At 55.4% G+C, this 15,613-nt stretch carries 14 protein-coding genes; 6 read left to right on the forward strand and 8 right to left on the reverse strand.

Features of this window, described 5'->3' with window-relative positions; translation table 11 throughout:
- Positions 1–4: 4 nt before the first annotated feature.
- Entirely contained in the window at positions 5–1,075 is a 1,071-nt protein-coding gene (locus AB3N39_RS04920) for a LacI family DNA-binding transcriptional regulator (protein ID WP_133293894.1), read from the forward strand.
- 102 nt (positions 1,076–1,177) lie between these two features.
- A complete protein-coding gene (locus AB3N39_RS04925; protein WP_367897101.1) occupies positions 1,178–4,267 on the forward strand; it encodes a beta-galactosidase in 3,090 nt (1,029 codons plus the stop codon).
- Positions 4,268–4,306: 39 nt separating this feature from the next.
- Here AB3N39_RS04925 and AB3N39_RS04930 read toward each other — a convergent pair whose 3' ends face one another.
- Positions 4,307–5,152, reverse strand: a complete 846-nt coding sequence (locus tag AB3N39_RS04930; RefSeq protein WP_136195272.1) for a nickel/cobalt efflux protein RcnA — start codon at positions 5,150–5,152, stop codon at positions 4,307–4,309.
- A 134-nt stretch (positions 5,153–5,286) separates the two neighbouring features.
- Between AB3N39_RS04930 and AB3N39_RS04935 the strand changes: the two genes are divergently transcribed.
- The gene (locus AB3N39_RS04935) at positions 5,287–5,559 is read left to right on the forward strand and encodes a metal-sensing transcriptional repressor (RefSeq protein ID WP_115874368.1); all 273 of its coding nucleotides are present in this window, start codon (positions 5,287–5,289) and stop codon (positions 5,557–5,559) included.
- Here AB3N39_RS04935 and AB3N39_RS04940 read toward each other — a convergent pair.
- Entirely contained in the window at positions 5,552–7,117 is a 1,566-nt protein-coding gene (locus tag AB3N39_RS04940) for an EAL domain-containing protein (protein WP_367897102.1), read from the reverse strand. The two genes, AB3N39_RS04935 and AB3N39_RS04940, sit on opposite strands and share 8 nt — an antisense overlap.
- A gap of 220 nt (positions 7,118–7,337) precedes the next feature.
- Between AB3N39_RS04940 and AB3N39_RS04945 the strand changes: the two genes are divergently transcribed.
- Both AB3N39_RS04945 and ykgO read left to right on the forward strand, forming a co-directional pair.
- Positions 7,338–7,598, forward strand: a complete 261-nt coding sequence (locus AB3N39_RS04945; protein WP_010428154.1) for a type B 50S ribosomal protein L31 — start codon at positions 7,338–7,340, stop codon at positions 7,596–7,598.
- Between the two features lie 2 nt (positions 7,599–7,600).
- Positions 7,601–7,741, forward strand: coding sequence for a type B 50S ribosomal protein L36 (ykgO, locus tag AB3N39_RS04950; protein WP_003859006.1), 141 nt, complete (start codon positions 7,601–7,603; stop codon positions 7,739–7,741).
- Here ykgO and AB3N39_RS04955 read toward each other — a convergent pair.
- Positions 7,738–8,448, reverse strand: coding sequence for a GNAT family N-acetyltransferase (locus AB3N39_RS04955; RefSeq protein ID WP_133293898.1), 711 nt, complete (start codon positions 8,446–8,448; stop codon positions 7,738–7,740). The two genes, ykgO and AB3N39_RS04955, sit on opposite strands and share 4 nt — an antisense overlap.
- Positions 8,449–8,548: 100 nt before the next feature.
- Between AB3N39_RS04955 and AB3N39_RS04960 the strand changes: the two genes are divergently transcribed.
- Positions 8,549–10,009, forward strand: coding sequence for a PLP-dependent aminotransferase family protein (locus AB3N39_RS04960; protein WP_367897103.1), 1,461 nt, complete (start codon positions 8,549–8,551; stop codon positions 10,007–10,009).
- Here AB3N39_RS04960 and AB3N39_RS04965 read toward each other — a convergent pair.
- The 5 genes from AB3N39_RS04965 to acrB all read right to left on the reverse strand — a co-directional run bounded on the left by AB3N39_RS04965 (position 9,981) and on the right by acrB (position 15,599).
- Entirely contained in the window at positions 9,981–10,448 is a 468-nt protein-coding gene (locus AB3N39_RS04965) for a YlaC family protein (protein ID WP_023310598.1), read from the reverse strand. The genes AB3N39_RS04960 and AB3N39_RS04965 overlap by 29 nt on opposite strands.
- 117 nt (positions 10,449–10,565) lie before the next feature.
- Entirely contained in the window at positions 10,566–11,117 is a 552-nt protein-coding gene (maa, locus tag AB3N39_RS04970) for a maltose O-acetyltransferase (RefSeq protein WP_023310599.1), read from the reverse strand.
- 204 nt (positions 11,118–11,321) lie between these two features.
- Positions 11,322–11,540 (reverse strand): HHA domain-containing protein, encoded by a 219-nt coding sequence (locus AB3N39_RS04975; protein WP_008499287.1) that lies wholly within the window; start codon positions 11,538–11,540, stop codon positions 11,322–11,324.
- 27 nt (positions 11,541–11,567) lie between these two features.
- Positions 11,568–11,942, reverse strand: a complete 375-nt coding sequence (gene tomB / locus AB3N39_RS04980) for an Hha toxicity modulator TomB (RefSeq protein ID WP_008499288.1) — start codon at positions 11,940–11,942, stop codon at positions 11,568–11,570.
- Positions 11,943–12,452: 510 nt separating this feature from the next.
- Positions 12,453–15,599, reverse strand: coding sequence for a multidrug efflux RND transporter permease subunit AcrB (acrB, locus tag AB3N39_RS04985; RefSeq protein WP_133293901.1), 3,147 nt, complete (start codon positions 15,597–15,599; stop codon positions 12,453–12,455).
- Positions 15,600–15,613 lie beyond the last annotated feature (14 nt).

Raw genomic sequence — 15,613 nt, forward strand, 5'->3', positions numbered from 1 at the left:
ATGCATGAAAGCTATCACTCTCTACGATGTCGCCCTCCTTGCGGGGGTTTCTTATCAGACCGTTTCCCGCGTCATTAACGACGCGGAGCATGTTTCTGCCCGTACGCGGGAAAAGGTGCAGCAGGCGATGGCGGAGCTGCACTACGTGCCTAACCTGCGCGCACAGCAGCTGGCGGGTAAACGCACCCGCACGCTGGGACTTATCACCACCGATCTGGCCCTGCATGCGCCCTCGCAAATTGTGTCGGCGGTAAAATCCCGCGCGGCGGAACAGGGGGCAAGTGTTCTTATCTCCATGGTTGAACAGCCGCAGCACTGTCAGGTCGCGCTTCAGGCGCTGCTGGCGCAGCGGGTGGACGCGCTGCTGGTGAATGTTCCGCTTGACGATCTGCTCGCCGAAGAACTCAGGGCACTGGCGTCGCCCGTCCCGGTGCTGTTCCTCGATGTGGCACCTTCAGCGCGGGTAAACAGCCTCGTGTTTAACGCGGAGCAGGGGGCGCGTCTGGGCGTTGAGCATCTGCTTTCGCTGGGGCATCGACATATTGCTCTGCTGAGCGGGCCGGAAAGCTCGGTCTCTGCTCGGGCGCGTCTGGCGGGGTGGAAAGCCGCTCTGGCCCGCGCGTGGCATGAAGCCGTTGAGGTGGCTTACGGTGACTGGAGCGCCGCCAGCGGCTATGAGAAAGGGCATGTCCTTCTGTCGGGGACGATATTACCGGATGCCATTCTGGTGGCTAACGATCAGATGGCGCTCGGGGTAATGCGCGCCTGCGCGGAAAAAGGGATCGCTATTCCTGGCCAGATGTCGGTGGTCGGGTTTGACGATACGGCCGACAGCGCCTGGTTTTCCCCGCCGCTGACGACCATTCGTCAGGCGTTTCGCGATGCGGGTGAACGCAGCGTGGAATGGCTGCTGGCCCCCACCGGGGAGGAGGCGTGCTGGCAGGTTCAACTGCCGGTGACGCTGGTTACCCGTCATTCAAGCGCACGCCGCAACCCGAAGCAGGCTGAACGCGAGGATCTGGCGGAGCAGCTTAGAAGCCTGGCACTCCTTGCCGAGCAGATTGCCCGCAAATAAAACTTTGTGATCTGACTCGCTACCCGGCGAATGGGCGCTTTACCATCGCAGAGTGCCAGGGCATGTTAACCAAAATTGTGAGCGCTTCGCAAAGAGGTTACTATGTCCACCACTTCACCGCTGACCCTCAGCGCCATTCTGGCCCGTCGGGACTGGGAAAACTCCGGCGTCACCCAGTGGAACCGCCTGGCCGCACATGCGCCGTTACACAGCTGGCGCAATGAATCTTCCGCCAGAGATGACGCCGGAACCACCAGCAGGCGCACTCTTAATGGGATGTGGCGATTTAGCTACTTTTCTGCTCCCGAGCAGGTTCCTGAGGAATGGGGCACCGAAGATTGCGCGGATGCCGTCGCGATGCCCGTACCGTCGAACTGGCAGATGCAGGGGTTTGACACGCCCATCTACACCAATGTCACCTATCCCATCCCCGTTAACCCACCTTTTGTGCCGCAGGAAAATCCGACAGGTTGTTACTCGCTCACATTTGAAATGAATGACGCCTGGCTTCAGAGCGGGCAAACACACATCATCTTTGACGGTGTGAACTCGGCGTTCCATCTCTGGTGCAACGGGAAGTGGATAGGCTATTCCCAGGACAGTCGGCTGCCCGCCGAATTTGACCTCTCGGCGGCATTACGCCCCGGGCAGAACCGCCTGGCGGTCATGGTATTGCGCTGGTGCGACGGCAGCTATCTTGAAGATCAGGACATGTGGCGCATGAGCGGCATTTTCCGCGATGTGACTTTGCTGCATAAACCCGATACCCGGATTGCCGATTATCACGTGGTGACGGACCTGAATAAGGAGCTGGACCGCGCGGTGCTGAAGGTTGATGTCGCGCTGGCAGGCGCTGGCTTTGCAGACTGCGAGGTGGTTTTTACCCTGTGGCGCGCGGAGGAAAAATGCGCCTGCGTTTCCCGGCGTCCAGGGTCAGCCATCGTCGACGAGCGCGGCAGCTGGGCAGAGCGCTTAACGGCGGCGATGCCCGTTGAACAGCCCGCGCTCTGGAGCGCTGAAACGCCAGAACTGTATCGCCTGACGATTGCGCTTATCAACCCGCAGGGTGAAGTGCTTGAGATTGAGGCGTGCGACGTGGGCTTCCGACGCGTTGATATCAGCAATGGCCTGCTGAAGCTCAACGGTAAACCGCTGCTGATCCGCGGGGTTAACCGGCACGAGCATCACCCGGAAAACGGCCAGGTGATGGACGAAGCGACCATGCGCCGCGATATCGAAATCATGAAGCAGCACAACTTCAACGCCGTGCGCTGCTCGCACTACCCGAACCATCCGCTGTGGTACCGGCTTTGCGATCGCTACGGGCTGTACGTTGTTGATGAAGCCAACATCGAAACCCACGGTATGGTGCCGATGAGCCGCCTTGCAGACGATCCGCGCTGGCTGCCCGCCATGAGCGAACGCGTGACCCGCATGGTGCAGCGCGATCGTAATCATCCCTCAATAATCATTTGGTCGCTGGGCAATGAGTCCGGGCACGGCGCAAACCACGACGCACTGTATCGCTGGGTGAAATCCACGGATCCGACGCGTCCGGTGCAGTATGAAGGCGGCGGCGCGAATACGGCGGCTACCGATATTGTTTGTCCGATGTATGCCCGTGTCGATCAGGATCAGCCCTTCCCGGCAGTGCCTAAATGGTCAATCAAAAAATGGATCGGTATGCCGGACGAAACGCGTCCGCTGATCCTCTGTGAATATGCTCACGCGATGGGGAATAGCTTTGGCGGGTTCGCGAAATACTGGCAGGCGTTTCGCAGCCACCCTCGCCTGCAGGGGGGATTTGTCTGGGACTGGGTCGATCAGGCCCTGACGAAACAGGACGAAGCTGGCAACGCGTTCTGGGCCTACGGGGGAGACTTTGGCGATAAGCCGAACGATCGGCAGTTCTGCCTCAATGGCCTGGTATTCCCCGATCGCACGCCGCACCCGGCGCTGTACGAGGCGCAGCGCGCCCAGCAGTTCTTTACCTTTACGCGGGTCAGCACCTCGCCGCTGGTGATTGAGGTGCAAAGCGGCTACCTGTTCCGCCACACCGATAACGAAGTGCTGAGCTGGACGGTTGCCCGGGACGGGGACGTGCTGGCCGAGGGCGAGGTGACGCTCTCGATGTCGCCTGAAGGCACCCAGCTTCTGGAGATCGACCTGCCGGAGCTGAAAGCCGGGCCGGGTGAGGTCTGGCTGAACGTAGAAGTACGCCAGCCGCGGGCAACGCCGTGGTCACCGGCTGACCATCGCTGCGCGTGGGAGCAGTGGCCGCTGCCGGCTCCACTCTTTATTGCTCCGCCAGCTCCGGTGGGCGAGCCGCCGGTCTTGACGCAAAACGATCGCGTTCAGGAGATCTCCCATCGTCAACAGCGCTGGCAATTCGATCGCGCAACCGGAAATCTGACTCAATGGTGGCGAAATGGCGTTGAAACGCTGCTTTCACCTCTGACGGATAACGTCAGCCGCGCGCCGCTGGACAACGACATTGGCGTAAGTGAAGCGACGAAGATCGATCCGAACGCCTGGGTTGAACGCTGGAAAGCGGCGGGCATGTACGATCTCACCTCGCGCGTTCTGCACTGTGAGGCAGAGCAGCACGCAGACGAGGTGGTTGTCACAACCCAGCACGTCCTTGAGTATCGCGGCAAAGCCCTGTTTATGAGCCGTAAAGTCTGGAGGGTGGACGAGCGAGGCGTTCTGCATGTCGATATTCAGGTCGATATTGCATCTGATATCCCGGAGCCTGCGCGCGTTGGCCTGAGCGTTCATCTTGCCGAAACGCCGGAAAACGTCTCCTGGCTGGGACTGGGGCCGCATGAAAACTATCCGGACAGAAAGCTGGCGGCACGGCAGGGGCGCTGGACATTACCCCTGGCGGAGATGCACACGCCGTATATCTTCCCGACGGAAAATGGTTTGCGCTGTGATACGCGGGAGCTGACGCTGGGAACGCATCAGCTAAATGGCCAGTTCCACTTCTCGGTGAGCCGCTATAGCCAGCAGCAGCTGCGGGAGACAACCCATCATCATCTGCTGCGGGAAGAGCCGGGATGCTGGCTTAACCTCGATGCGTTCCATATGGGCGTGGGCGGCGACGATTCCTGGAGTCCCAGCGTTGCACCGGAATTCATTCTGCAGACACGTCAGCTTCGCTATACCTTCAGCTGGCAGCAGAACCCTTAACTGACCCTGGAGAGGCGGCCACAGAGCGTGGCCGCATGCTTACGCCAGAATGCCGCTCAGGCCATGCAGGCTCATGTAAATTCCTACCACGGTAATCAGCGCAGCGGAGATCCACGGTGCCTTACGGGAGAATTCGCTAAACCCGGGCCAGCGTTTGGTCGCGTGCTTGAGGCTTAAGGCGGCAATCGCGCCGGAAGCGACCAGCGTTAACGCCAGACCAATACTGAAGCTGAACACCAGCGTCGCGCCGAGGGCGAAATGCTTCAGCTGCAGGCAGATCAGCAGCACGGTGATGGACGCCGGGCAGGGGATAAGTCCGCCGGTCAGGCCAAACATCACAATCTGTCCGGTGGTGACATTTTGACCGCTGAAGCGGCGGTTAATATCCTGCGCGTGAGCGCGCTGGTGGGCGTCCTGCCACTCTTCATCAATCAGCGTGTGTTCGTGGTGATGATGATCATGATGGTGGTCATGTTCATGTTCATGTTCATGTTCATGGTCGTGGTGGTGATGGCTATCATGGTCGTGATGATGATCGTGCGGCTGGCTCTCTTTCCAGGTTCGCCACGCCATCCACAGGGCGATCGCAACGATCAGCACCCCGGAGATCAGCTGGAACCAGGGTTCGGACGTATGCGCATCCCAGCCCCGACCAAACCATAATCCCGCCATCGCAACGAGCCAGACCACCGCCGTATGGGAGAGCGTTGCCGCCAGGCCAAGCAGTACCGCCTGTTTCAGCGTGCCGCGGATGGCAACAATAAAGGCTGCCATCATTGTTTTTGAATGGCCTGGTTCCAGGCCATGCAGCGCACCGAGCAGGATAGCGCTGGGAACAAACAGCCAGGCATTGCCCTGCTGAAGAAGTGAAGCAAAATCGGTCATGGGAAATTCCGGAGTGGAAAGCGTGCGGAGATACTACTCCCCCCCAGTAGCGTAATACTACCCCCCAGTAGAAAAATACTCAGGGGGAGTAGAGCGTGATATGCTTTAAAAGCTAAAAAATTAGGGATACAGAGATGTCACATACCGTTAGAGACAAGAAGATGTTACTGACTCGCCTGAAGAAAATTCAGGGGCAAAGCACCGCGTTGGAAAAAATGCTTAACAGCGATCACGAATGCGCCGAGGTGTTACAGCAGCTGGCGGCGATCCGCGGGGCGGTCAATGGCATGATGATGCAGGTGATCGAAGGACATTTAACCGATCACGTGGTGAAAGAGCCTGAAGAAGCGCAGCGTGAAGCCGATCTTGGCGTGGTGTTGCGGGTGATCAAATCCTATCTCAAGTAGCGTGCGTGCCGAGGTTATTTTCTGCCCAAAGAATAAATTCCGTTTTTGGCAGTGCCTTGCTGTAGTACCACCCCTGCCCGTATTGCACGCCATGACGGTGTAGCCAGGCGAGCTGCCCTGCGGTCTCGATGCCCTCCGCCACCATCGCCAGCTTCAACGACTTTGCGATTTCAATGATGTGCGGCGTCACGTTTTTATACTCCAGCGCATCGACGAACGATTTATCAATTTTTAGCGTGTCGACGTCCAGATCCTGCAGATAGCTCAGGCTGGAATAGCCCGTGCCAAAATCATCAATATAGACAGGGTGTCCCGAACGGCGGAATGCGGCGATAGCCGGCGCGCTGATTTTGGGATCGGCAAAGCCGCGCTCGGTGAGCTCAAGGGCGATTTGTCGGGGTTGTATTTGCCACTTATTTAGTAGCTGACTCAGTAAAGGTGGCAGGATGCCGGAGGTTAAATCGGCAGGGGCGAGGTTAATGGAGATATGCTGATCGGGATGGCGTTGCAGCCAGTGGCCCATATCTTCAAACACCTTTTCGATGACTAACTGCGTCAGCTGTGAGATGAGCCCCGTTTGCTCGGCAAGGGGGACAAAAATATCCGGCGATAGGCTGCTTCCGTCTGGCTGTGGCCAGCGCGTCAGCGCTTCTGCGCCCACAATTTTTCCGCTACTGAGCGCCACGATGGGCTGATAGTGAACCACAAAATCCCGGCTGTTAATGGCGTCAAGCAGGCGATTGCGCGGCGACTGGATACGACGCAGGATCCGCAGGACAAACAGCGCGGCGAGCAGACTTATTAACATGCCGAACGGTAACCAGAAAAGAAGCTGCCGGTGCCAGGTTTCAGCCAGCGGTTTGAGCGTTGCCCATGCGACGACGGTAAATCCAAGCTCAGGTGCAGACTTCATGACGTACATTGAACCGTTGTACTGCACGCTTTTGACATCCCGCTCCTGAACCATGTCGCGGATGTGAGAATTGAGCTTACTGCTGCTGGCTAATATGCGGTGTGTTGTAGTGCCTACCAGGGCGGCATCAATCGCTATCTCGCCGAAAGGGATAACGTCCACCAGCGAGGCAGGATCGACCATGACAAGGTAGTGGCCTTTTCCCAGCACTGCCATGTAGCGGTTAAACCCAAGATCGTTTTGCGTGGTCAGCCATGCGCTGTAACCATCTTCGGTAATGCGCATCGGTGGGGGGAAAGGGGGAGCATGACTGGTTTGCTCGAGGGAGGAGCAGAGCGGCTGAAGGTTATCGATATAAATCACTTCCTGAACATATCGCCACGAGAAAGCGACCCGGCGCATCTCTCTTAACTGCAACGGGCTACACGGCACCCCTTCAAAGGCCTGCAGGTGATCGAGTGCTTCTTTTGCCTGATCCACAACTCTGTCGGTTCTTACCAACACGCGTGACGCATAGTTATCCAGCGCATTGGCAAACTTATCTTCCGCCTGGCGATGGGCCAGCCAGATGCTCAGGCAAATGGGAACCAGCACAGAAAAGATAAGTATGCCAGTCACCAGACTGACCAGATGTCGGGTTTTCATGCTGTCGTGTCCTTCCTCGTATACCCGTTCCTGGGTATTGAGTTCCTTGCCTGAAGAGAAAGATTTTACCGCGAAATGATATAGTTATAGCACGTGGGCAGCCAGGTTTTCATTTTATCTCAGGCAAACGAGAAAATATCGCCCGGCGAGAGGGGGTTGTTTTTTCGAACTGGCCTGGATATTATCTTGTTATGTTATAACAAAACACAAAGGATTTACGATGAAGCCTGATATCCATCCAGCCTATCGCACCGTGGTATTCCACGACACCAGCGCTAATGAATACTTCAAGGTTGGCTCAACCATTAAGACCGACCGCGAAATTGAACTCGACGGTGAAACGTATCCGTACATCACCATTGAGGTTTCTTCAAAATCGCACCCGTTTTATACCGGCAAGCAGAAAACGTTCTCCACGGACGGTAGCGCCGCGCGCTTCCGCAAGCGTTTTGGCGGTTTTCTCAATGCGAAGCGGGGCTAACCATGCAGGTACTTAACTCATTACGCAGTGCAAAGCAGCGTCACCCGGATTGCCAGATAGTCAAACGCAAGGGACGCTTATACGTGATTTGCAAATCTAATCCGCGCTTTAAGGCGGTTCAGGGACGTAAAAAAAGACGCTAGACGCGCGTTTCTCGCCAGCTTTCCAGGGATCTTTTCTGTTTGCCATCGGCAGTAAAATTGTCGGTGGCAAGCCAGCTTTCAAAGGCGCTCGCCAGCGCCGGCCACTCTTTGTCGAGAATAGAAAACCAGTCGGTATCCCGGTTACGGCCTTTTATGACCAGCGCCTGGCGAAAGCGCCCCTCAAACTGAAAGCCCAGACGCAGCGCTGCTTTACGGGAAGGCTCGTTCAGGCTATTGCACTTCCATTCATAACGTCGGTAGCCCAGGGTATCGAACACGTACCGCATCAGCAGATATTGCGCCTCTGTCGACCCTGGCGTGCGGCTTAACAGAGGAGAGAAGTGAACGTGCCCCACTTCCACGACCCCGTTTTTAGGATCGATCCGCATCAGGGACAGCGTCCCGACAGGAGACTCGGTCTGGTTATCCATAACGGTAAAGTGGATGGGATCGGATAACTCACTTACGCTCGCCACCCAGTTGGCAAACTCTTCTGCGGTGGCATCAGGTTCACGAAGTAGCCACGTCCAGCTGCGGGTATCTTCGGCCAGGGAATAGGCGGAGAACAACGCGTGGGCATGCTCCACGCGCAGCGGCTCAAGCCGACAATAGTGACCCTGAAGGACTACCCGGGACGGGTGTTGACGAGGTTGCCAGTCGATAAGGGCTTCGCCTACAGGCTGTCCAAACTCATTGAATGTATTCATCTTTATTCCATGTCGTTGAAAAGAACTCCAGATTAGTGAATTACTGGTTCCTTAAAAAGAACCACCAGGATATGTTTTTCTGGTACCACAAGGAGGAAAGATGAATATACCGGGTGATGAGCTTTACACTTTGCTCCATGCTGCGCTGAAAAAGCGTGAGCAAGAGACGCTCCAGCGCACGCTCTATCATGCTTTGCGGGATGCGATACTGTGCGGCAGGCTTCAGTCCGGCAGCCAGCTGCCCGGTTCGCGAACGCTGGCGCAGCAGATCTCGGTTTCCCGAAACACCGTCAATGCGGCGCTGGACCAGCTCACGCTCGAAGGTTATTTGCTGCGAAACCGTCAGGGGACACGGGTGGGGCAATTCGCTCATCGTACGATTGCCCGAACGCTGCCGGATCCTGACGTCAGGCTGACAAAACGTGTCGCCCTGCTGCCCGCCCCTGTGCCGCGCGATACCCCTGTGATGGCGTTCACGCCGGGAACGCCTGCCATTAACTATTTCCCCTTGCCGCTGTGGCGGCGATTGTACGATCGCGTTCTGCGCGAGGAGGGAAGTGCCCTGTTAGGCTATGGTGACCCGGCCGGTGAACCGTCTTTTCGGGCAGCGATTGCCCGGCATCTCGCCTTGTCCCGTGGTATCGACTGCGACGCCAGCCAGATTGTGCTCACCGAAGGTGCACTTGAGGGGGTCAATCTCTGCACGATGCTGTTAAGCGAGCCTGGCGATGTCGCCTGGGTAGAAAACCCTGGCTATAGCGGGGCAAAGAGTGCGTTTGTTAAAACCGGCCTGGCGATGACGGGAATACCGGTTGATGACGAGGGAATGTGCTGGGAAGGGCTGGATGCGCCTGCCCCCTCAATGATCTTTACATCGCCTTCGCATCAGTTCCCTTACGGGAGCGTGCTCAGCGCGCGGCGGCGGCTGGCGCTGCTTGACCTGGCCCGGCAGCACAACGCGTGGATCATTGAAGATGATTACGACAGCGAGTTCCGTTATGCCGGTGAGCCCGTACCGGCGATGCTGGGAATGGTCAACAATGCGCCCGTTGTGTATCTGGGGACGTTCAGTAAAACGCTGTTTCCGTCACTTCGCATGGGGTTCATGGTGTTACCGCCAGCGCTGGCTAAGGCGGTTCGTCCGGCCATCGGCTCGCTGTTGCGGGGTGGGCATCGTGCCGAACAGCGTACCCTGGCGCTGTTCATTGAAGAAGGTCATTACGCCCGCCACCTTGCCGCCATGCGTCGGCTCTATCGTAAACGCTACCGCCAGCTGCGGGAGGTGCTGGGCGCCGAGCTTCATTCTCCGCACCGCATTCTGGCAGGCGAAGGTGGGATGCATCTGACGCTGGCGATAGAGGGTATTGACGACCAGAGGCTGGTGGCGAAGGCGAGAGCGTTTCAGCTGGCACCCGCTGCACTGAGCGGGTATTACCTGGAGGCGAAGCAGGGGCAAACCGGGCTGGTTTTAGGTTACGGTAATACCTCTGCTTCTCAGTTTGCGCCTGGGATCCGACGTCTGCAGGCGTTAATTACGCAGCAGCAGGGCGGGAAAGGGTAAAGACATCATAGAAAGAGAGCTGTCCTTTGGTGGAGACCATTTTCTGCAGCTTCTCTTTTTGCCCGGCTTCAACTGCCGGAGAGTGCATGATGTTTTCGATCAGCTCCTCTGGCACGTAACGCGTGTTGTACCATTCGCCGTTATAGCAGACCCGAAAATCGAGCACGTCGATATCTTCGTAACGGTAGCGCGGATTCACGTCGAAAAAGAAAAAGGCGTTAAAGACGACAAACAGTACAACCAGCAGCCAGACGGAGTCCACCAGCGTTTCGGACTTCAGCATAACAATAAGCGTCGCCAGCCAGGCGGCATACATGGCGACAAACAGGCCAGGATGTTTGCGAATAAAGCTAATGCTAAAGCGCGGGCGATTATCGCGCTTTTCGCGGAGGTTAAGATCGTCGATGGTGGCGGTAAGCAGGCGCTGTATCTCGGTCATTTTTTGCCTTCATGAGAGTTGACAATACAGGGTGTCTGCCAATTTTAGGGGAGCCATCAGGCTGAAAAAAGTAACAGTCTGGCGCTAAAAGACTATAACAGTTGACTCCCCGCGACTTCACAGCGTTTTGATAATTTTTGCCGGGTTGCCGCCAACCACGACGTTAGCCGGGACGTCTTTCGTCACGACCGCGCCGGAGGCCACCACCACATTATCACCAATGGTGACGCCAGGGTTAATGACCGCCCGGCCACCAATCCAGACGTTATTTCCAATATTGACGGGTTTTCCAAACTCCACGCCGCTGTTTCGTTCCTCCGCATCCAGCGGGTGGGTTGCCGTATAAATATGAACACCCGGCGCGAGCATACAGTTATCGCCAATATGAACAGGGCAGACATCCAGCATCACGCAGTCGAAGTTAGCGTAAAAGTTTTTGCCCAGATAAATGTTATATCCGTAGTCGCAGCGGAAGCTCGGCTCTATATAAGCGCCTGCGCTTTGTCCGAGAAGTTCCGCCAGAATGTTCTGGCGTTCTGTTTTTTCATCAGGCGCAGTGTGGTTATAGCGGTAAACCAGATGGCGGGCCCGCAGTCGGTCAGCCCGTAATGTCTCATCGCCGGGGCGATAATGTTCACCGGCAATCATTTTCTGTTTTTCTAAGCTCACTGGAAACCTCTCTGGATGTTATTACCGCAGATTAATCGGAACTGGCCAGAAGGGGAACGTTCCCGGAAAGCCGATGTGACCATCGTCACAACATTGCTGTTGTTGAACGCGTTTTACACGGAGACCTGGCTTACGCACAGGGGGCATAACGGGATAGGTAAAACTCAGAACGAGGCGTAGAACTCTACAGACACCCTTCAAAGATTAACGGACAAATTTCCACACAGAAGTAGGGATTTTGTCATACAACTTATTCATTGTTAGTTCAGCAAGACGATGGTCAGCGGCTGAATAAAATACCGCCAGTTCATTATCAGAAAGCTCGTATTTATTCTTTTCAATGACGCGTTCAAGCGTGTCAATTGACTGACAACGTCGTAAGCGCATCAAATAATCGATCTTTGTGAGTGGTTTATCAGACATAAATTCACCTTAGTAATTGTAATAATTTTAACAGGAAAGACTCACCGGGTTAGCTCTGCTCACGTTGACGAAACAGCGGAATAGCCGATTTCCCGATTTACGCCATTTTTGCAAATCCTGAGCGTTAATGCCGTAACTACTGAACAACATAAAGGTGTCGTCCAGGTATTCATCAATTTGCTCGATGAGCTTATTATCTTCATTGTACTTAATTTTATAATTAAGTGCGAAGGTTGCGATATGCTCTATCAGCTCATTCAACTGTAAATTGATGGCAGACGTTGGATCGTTTACCCAGCCATGGTTACTTTCATCAAGATTGGCAAGGCAGTCATGGTACAAGGATTCGCAGAGAAATTTCAACTGCGCGATATCATGCCTTTTTGGCGAGTACTCGTCCATAGCGCATCCCCTTCTGAGTGATTTCTTACTCACCGAACATCATTGTCGGGATGGATACAACTGACTTAGCTACATGAGTGCTGTGTTCCTGATAACCTAACTATAAGCCACTCCTTCCTGGATTTCACCGCGCTATTACGAAAAATTACAAATAAAACCGCAGGCTGGGAGCGTGAACGCAAATGGTCGTCCTGGACTCAACGTTTTTATCCAAATTAACGACGGTGCTTTATCGCTTCCTTACGTTTCATTGGCTTAGCAAAAATGATGAGAAAAGTTTAGATTCAGACTTATCTTTGTAAGAACTTCTTATTAGGAATATTCCTAATACCTTAGGCGGGGAAATGAAATTAAAAAAATCCCGATTTCACCGATTAAGTTATCAGTTAATTATGATATGTCTATTTAAGATGGCAGAAAATAAATTGAACCACAATAAGCGTAATTTATGATTTTTTCTGAAAATGAAAAAGGCCGCTAATGCGGCCTTTTTATCATGTGAAACCGGTATCAGTGAGGTTCTACCGAATGACTGTGTTCAACATCTTCATTCTTTCGGCTAAAGCGGCGGCGAACCACCACGAAGAACACCGGTACGAAGAAGATGGCCAATACGGTCGCGGTAACCATACCGCCCATCACACCAGTACCTACTGCGTTCTGCGCACCGGAGCCCGCTCCGGAACTGATAACCAGCGGCAGTACGCCGAGGATAAACGCCAGTGACGTCATCAGGATCGGGCGCAGACGCATACGAACCGCCTCAAGCGTCGCCTCAATAAGACCTTTGCCTTCTTTCTCCATCAGATCTTTGGCGAATTCAACGATAAGTATCGCGTTCTTCGCCGACAAGCCAATGGTTGTCAGCAGGCCTACCTGGAAGTAAACGTCGTTGGTCAACCCACGGAACGTCGCCGCAAGCAGCGCACCGATAACCCCGAGTGGAACCACCAGCATAACGGAGAACGGAATCGACCAGCTCTCGTACAGTGCCGCCAGACACAGGAAGACCACAATCAGTGAAATGGCGTACAGAGCAGGGGCCTGGTTACCGGACAGACGTTCCTGATAGGACATACCGGTCCAGTCATAGCCGATACCCGCAGGCAGTTTGCTCGCCAGCTCTTCCATCAGGTTCATGGCTTCACCGGTGCTTCGGCCCGGTGCGGCCTGACCCAGGATCTCCATAGACGGCAGACCGTTATAGCGTTCCAGACGCGGTGAACCGTATTCCCAGCGTGACGTTGAGAACGCCGAGAACGGAACCATCTGACCATTGCTGCCGCGCACGAACCAGCTGTTGATATCGTTCGGCAACATACGGTACTGCGCCTCTGACATCACGTACACTTTCTTCACACGACCGCGATCGATGAAGTCGTTAACGTAGCTACCGCCCCAGGCTGCGCCCAGGGTGGTGTTGATATCACTGATGGACACGCCCAGCGCCTGGGCTTTCTCCTGATCGATATCGATTTTGTACTGTGGCGTATCTTCCAGGCCGTTTGGACGCACGCCGACCAGCAGGTCAGGGTGTTTAGCGACTTCACCAAACAGCTGGTTACGCGCCTGCGTCAGTTTTTCGTGACCCAGACCGCCCTGGTCGATCAGCTGGAAGTCGAAACCGGTTGCGGTACCCAGTTCAACAATCGCTGGCAGGTTAAAGGCGAATACCATCGCATCTTTAATCTGCGAGAAGGTGCCCATTGCACGGCCGGTGATGGCTTCAACCTTGTTCTCTTTGCCCGGACGTTCAGACCAGTCCTTCAGAGAGACGAAGGCAATACCGGTGTTCTGACCGCGACCCGCAAAGCCAAAGCCGTTAACCGCAAACACGGATTCAACGTTGGCTTTCTCTTTGGTGAGGTAGTAATCGGTCATCTCATCCAGCACTTTCTGGGTACGCTCTTGCGACGCACCCGCCGGAAGCTGAGCCATACTCAGGAACACGCCCTGATCTTCGTCCGGCAGGAAGGAGCTTGGCAGACGAACAAACAGGTAGGCCATGCCCACCACGATGATGATATAGAGCAGCAGGTAACGACCGGTGCTGCGCAGGATGTTACCTACGCTATCGGTGTAGTGGTGCGTGCTTTTATCGAACATGCGGTTAAACCAGCCGAAGAACCCTTTGTGCTCGCCGTGACCGCCTTTCTGAATCGGCTTCAGCATGGTGGCACACAGGGCAGGGGTCAGGATCAACGCCACCAGCACCGACAGCGCCATCGCGGAAACGATGGTAATGGAGAACTGACGGTAAATCGCACCGGTAGAGCCCCCGAAGAAGGCCATCGGAATGAATACCGCAGACAGCACCATCGCGATACCGACCAGCGCGCCCTGGATCTGACCCATCGATTTACGGGTGGCTTCCTTCGGCGGCAGACCTTCTTCCGCCATCACGCGCTCGACGTTCTCGACCACCACGATGGCGTCATCCACCAGCAGGCCGATGGCGAGCACCATCCCGAACATCGTCAGGGTGTTTATCGAGTAGCCAAATATCGACAGGATCGCAAAGGTCCCGAGCAGAACAACCGGCACGGCAATCGTTGGGATAAGCGTCGCGCGGAAGTTTTGCAGGAACAGGTACATAACCAGGAAGACGAGGATGATCGCCTCAACCAGCGTCTTAACCACTTCGTGAATCGAAATTTTGACGAACGGCGTGGTGTCGTACGGGTAAACGATTTTCAGACCTGACGGGAAGAACGGCTCCATCTTCTTCAGCTCTGCGCGGATCGCCGTGGCGGTATCCAGGGCGTTAGCGCCTGTCGCCAGTTTGATACCCAGACCGGAAGCCGGTTTACCGTTAAACTTCGCGATGATGTCGTAGTTCTCACCGCCCAGCTCGACTTTCGCCACGTCGCGCAGGCGAACCTGCGAGCCGTCCTGGTTCACTTTCAGCAGAATTTTGCTGAACTCATCGGCAGAGGTCAGACGGGTCTGCGCGATGATCGAGGCGTTAAGCTGCTGGCCTTTCACCGGCGGCGTACCGCCTAACTGACCGGCCGCTACCTGGGCGTTCTGCGCTTTAATCGCACTGATCACGTCAACCGGGGTCAGCTGGAAGTTGTTCAGCTTGTTCGGATCCATCCAGATACGCATCGCGTACTGGGAACCGAACAGCTGCACGTCACCCACACCGGAAGTACGGCTGATGGCGTCCTTCATGTTGGCGCCCACGTAGTCGGAAATATCCTCCTGCGTCATGGTGCCGTTGGTGTTGATAACGCCGACAACCATCAGGAAGCTGCTGGACGATTTCTCGACGCTCACGCCCTGCTGTTGTACTTCCTGCGGCAGCAAAGGCATCGCCAGCTGCAGTTTGTTCTGCACCTGAACCTGCGCAATGTCAGCATCCGTACCTGACTGGAAGGTCAGGGTGATCTGCACCGTACCGGTAGAGTCACTGTTTGAGGACATGTACATCAGGTTATCGATACCGTTCATGTTCTGTTCGATAACCTGGGTGACGGTGTCCTGCACCGTTTTCGCATCAGCCCCCGGGTAGGTTGCGGAAATTGTCACCGCCGGTGGCGCAATCGTTGGATATTGCGCGACAGGCAGCTTCAGGATCGCAAGTCCCCCGGCCAGCATGATGATAATGGCGATCACCCATGCAAATATGGGGCGATCGATAAAGAAATTAGGCATGTCTTAACGGCTCC

The organism is Enterobacter vonholyi, assembly GCF_040834095.1.
Lineage (GTDB): Bacteria > Pseudomonadota > Gammaproteobacteria > Enterobacterales > Enterobacteriaceae > Enterobacter > Enterobacter vonholyi.

Coding starts and splice junctions, on each gene's coding strand:
- AB3N39_RS04920 (WP_133293894.1), top strand. CDS start 5: ATGAAAGCTATCACTCTCTACGATGTCGCCCTCCTTGCGGGGGTTTCT.
- AB3N39_RS04925 (WP_367897101.1), top strand. CDS start 1,178: ATGTCCACCACTTCACCGCTGACCCTCAGCGCCATTCTGGCCCGTCGG.
- AB3N39_RS04930 (WP_136195272.1), bottom strand. CDS start 5,152: ATGACCGATTTTGCTTCACTTCTTCAGCAGGGCAATGCCTGGCTGTTT.
- AB3N39_RS04935 (WP_115874368.1), top strand. CDS start 5,287: ATGTCACATACCGTTAGAGACAAGAAGATGTTACTGACTCGCCTGAAG.
- AB3N39_RS04940 (WP_367897102.1), bottom strand. CDS start 7,117: ATGAAAACCCGACATCTGGTCAGTCTGGTGACTGGCATACTTATCTTT.
- AB3N39_RS04945 (WP_010428154.1), top strand. CDS start 7,338: ATGAAGCCTGATATCCATCCAGCCTATCGCACCGTGGTATTCCACGAC.
- ykgO (WP_003859006.1), top strand. CDS start 7,601: ATGCAGGTACTTAACTCATTACGCAGTGCAAAGCAGCGTCACCCGGAT.
- AB3N39_RS04955 (WP_133293898.1), bottom strand. CDS start 8,448: ATGAATACATTCAATGAGTTTGGACAGCCTGTAGGCGAAGCCCTTATC.
- AB3N39_RS04960 (WP_367897103.1), top strand. CDS start 8,549: ATGAATATACCGGGTGATGAGCTTTACACTTTGCTCCATGCTGCGCTG.
- AB3N39_RS04965 (WP_023310598.1), bottom strand. CDS start 10,448: ATGACCGAGATACAGCGCCTGCTTACCGCCACCATCGACGATCTTAAC.
- AB3N39_RS04975 (WP_008499287.1), bottom strand. CDS start 11,540: ATGTCTGATAAACCACTCACAAAGATCGATTATTTGATGCGCTTACGA.
- tomB (WP_008499288.1), bottom strand. CDS start 11,942: ATGGACGAGTACTCGCCAAAAAGGCATGATATCGCGCAGTTGAAATTT.
- acrB (WP_133293901.1), bottom strand. CDS start 15,599: ATGCCTAATTTCTTTATCGATCGCCCCATATTTGCATGGGTGATCGCC.